At 47.4% G+C, this 2,300-nt stretch carries 5 protein-coding genes; 2 read left to right on the plus strand and 3 right to left on the minus strand.

Features of this window, described 5'->3' with window-relative positions; translation table 11 throughout:
* Positions 1-410: 410 nt before the first annotated feature.
* From ACTIE0_RS23870 to ACTIE0_RS23880, 3 genes are read right to left on the minus strand one after another with little or no spacing between them, the layout of a single operon-like run.
* Positions 411-764: a XisI protein gene (locus ACTIE0_RS23870; protein WP_006670241.1), complete on the minus strand. Its 354-nt coding sequence runs from the start codon at positions 762-764 to the stop codon at positions 411-413.
* Positions 752-1,168: an element excision factor XisH family protein gene (locus tag ACTIE0_RS23875; protein WP_006670242.1), complete on the minus strand. Its 417-nt coding sequence runs from the start codon at positions 1,166-1,168 to the stop codon at positions 752-754. Before ACTIE0_RS23875 ends, ACTIE0_RS23870 begins: the two co-directional genes overlap by 13 nt.
* A 57-nt stretch (positions 1,169-1,225) precedes the next feature.
* Positions 1,226-1,360 carry a hypothetical protein gene (locus tag ACTIE0_RS23880; RefSeq protein WP_257720187.1) on the minus strand — a complete coding sequence of 45 codons (135 nt, stop codon included), beginning with the start codon at positions 1,358-1,360 and terminating at the stop codon, positions 1,226-1,228.
* Between ACTIE0_RS23880 and ACTIE0_RS23885 the strand changes: the two genes are divergently transcribed.
* Both ACTIE0_RS23885 and ACTIE0_RS23890 read left to right on the plus strand, forming a co-directional pair.
* Positions 1,353-1,631, plus strand: a complete 279-nt coding sequence (locus tag ACTIE0_RS23885) for a UPF0175 family protein (protein WP_006670243.1) — start codon at positions 1,353-1,355, stop codon at positions 1,629-1,631. The genes ACTIE0_RS23880 and ACTIE0_RS23885 overlap by 8 nt on opposite strands.
* On the plus strand, positions 1,628-2,119 hold the full coding sequence (locus ACTIE0_RS23890) for a PIN domain-containing protein (protein WP_006670244.1): 492 nt from the start codon (positions 1,628-1,630) through the stop codon (positions 2,117-2,119). Before ACTIE0_RS23885 ends, ACTIE0_RS23890 begins: the two co-directional genes overlap by 4 nt.
* Positions 2,120-2,300 lie beyond the last annotated feature (181 nt).

The raw sequence follows: 2,300 nt of genomic DNA on the forward strand, positions 1-2,300 counted from the left end.
TATATAGCTGCTGGTGAAGAAGAATATAGGCTGTTGAACCCGCCCCTACAGGAATATGTGACCCCTGGGTGGTTGGGGAAAGCGATCGCTTGTTTCTGGAAACTTCGAGAAACCTGGCGATCGCATTCCCGTACCCCGACACGACGCGGAAGGTGTTTGATGTGATGCCGCCGGTGCAGCCGTCCCCACAGAAGCGCGATCGCACCGGATATTGACTCCTGTAACTCAGCCGGCACTCTGTTACAGATTTTGAAAAAATTGTCAAGTGCGGATAACCGAATACTTTATTCCGGCAAACCGAATGGCGATTCGTGCTATGCGATCGCCCGAGTTGTGGGGATATCTAAACTCAAATGAGGGTGACTTACAATGTATTGTTGACACTCCGGGTCTCTTCAGAGCGGGGAGTGTCAATTCTGACAACTGACGCTGGGTATCCCAAACCCCGTATATTGTCTGACTTCTGGTTCGTGGAACCCCAAGATGATATCTTCTTTGGGAATACCAGCTTGCACCAATTCATCAGCAATTCCATCTTCGGTTTGGTCCCACTGAATCCAAACGCGATCGTCGATAATTTCCACATGAAGGAGACAGCTATGAAAGTGTTGTTGCTCTATCCATCCTTCGGATAGAATCAAATACTGACCATTTTCACCGTCAAAAGCGGCGCGATTTTTGACCGGAATATTGGCGTAATTAATCCGGGCGTAAGGCTTCATAACTTCGCAGATGATTGGGTGGTATTTGTTTAATTTATCCATCGAGTAATTTCCTCCAAGTTCGGATCGAAAACAATCAGTTTTAAATTCTGGTCTGACAGGATAATTTGACCGATTGTTTCGGCTGATAATCGTTGAAAAACTGCCTTTCTGATGGCAATATAAAGATTTTTGTCCGAGTTCAAGTATTTGAGTATTTTGTCGTATAGATAATATTGACCCAGGGCATTTTTTAGGTCTTCTATTTCAGATTTTCCGACAAAGCTTTTAACTTCTACTGCAATTTTTACTCCCTGTTTTTCGGCGACCAAAAGTTTCTCGGCTGCCAAATCTATGAAAATATCTTTTTGACCAACTTTGAGACTGAGAGGGTCATCTGTAATTGTCCATCCATCTTTGAGCAGTGCTATTTTGACACAGTTATGATAAATATCTTTTGCCGGCATCTCATTCAACCCCACCTCATGGGTTCAGATTTTAGCACTTAGTTCGACTGTTTGTTATCAACTCCGAAAAGTTGGCAGAAACCAGATACAATGCGATCGCTCTTCGTGTAGTCGGGGCATCTTGCCTGTATAATCGGGAGTGCGATCGCCTAAATTGACCGAGTATTGCATCGGGTTCGGTGAAATGAGCATTTTCGTTGAATTTCCAGAACAGTTGTTGGTGGCTTGTCGGGAAGAACCCGAAGGGTTTAAGCGACGGGTGATGATTTTGACTTTGGGTCAACTCTATGAAGAGGGTACAATTTCTTCGGGGGTGGCGGCGGAGATTTTGGGATGCAGCCGTTTGGAGTTTTATCGTTTGATTGGCGAACGGGGATTGGCCGCGATCGACTACACCGAAGCTGAGTTTGAAGAGGAGGCGAAAACCAGTCGAGAATTAGCCGAGAAATTGAGGGATCGATGAAGGTTGTTGTCAATGGGAGGCCATTAATTGCTTTGAGTCTCATCGATCGCTTGCAACTGTTACCCCGGTTATTTGATGAGATTTTTATCCCGCCCACCGTATATCGAGAGGTGGCTATTCAGGGGGGCGATCGCCCGGGTCGCGAAGCGATTTTAACTCGAACGGGGGCGATCGTGCAAGCTCCGGCAGGGACTTCCAGTATTGAACCGTTACTTTTGGGACTCGATGCCGGAGAATTTGAAGTCATTTTGTTGAGTCGGGAACTCCAAGGGGATTGGGTCTTGATTGATGAGCGTTTGGGACGGCGGGTCGCTTTGAGTTTGGGTTTACCTGTGAAGGGAAGTTTGGGGCTTTTACTGGCTGCTGTCGGTGCAGATTTAATGACTCGGCAGGAAGCCAGGGAATCGGTTTCGCAGTTGCTTAAAAATGGCATTCGTTTGAGTTCGCAACTGATTCGGATGTTTGAATCGGAGTTGGAACGGCTGTGAATGAGTCGGGGTCGCTCCGTTTGTCGTCTCGGCATCAGACTTGGGAAATGCGATATGTGTACCCACGCTGCGCGATCGCTCCTTTTCCGGGCATCTTGCCTGTATAATCGGGAGCGTCGCACCCATCCCGTCAACCCCCAGCCCTCATGACCCCATCGGAATTGCTGACCACAGCCGTTGT

Source organism: Limnospira sp. (assembly GCF_051859755.1).
In the GTDB taxonomy this organism is placed as follows: Bacteria; Cyanobacteriota; Cyanobacteriia; order Cyanobacteriales; family Microcoleaceae; genus Limnospira; species Limnospira fusiformis.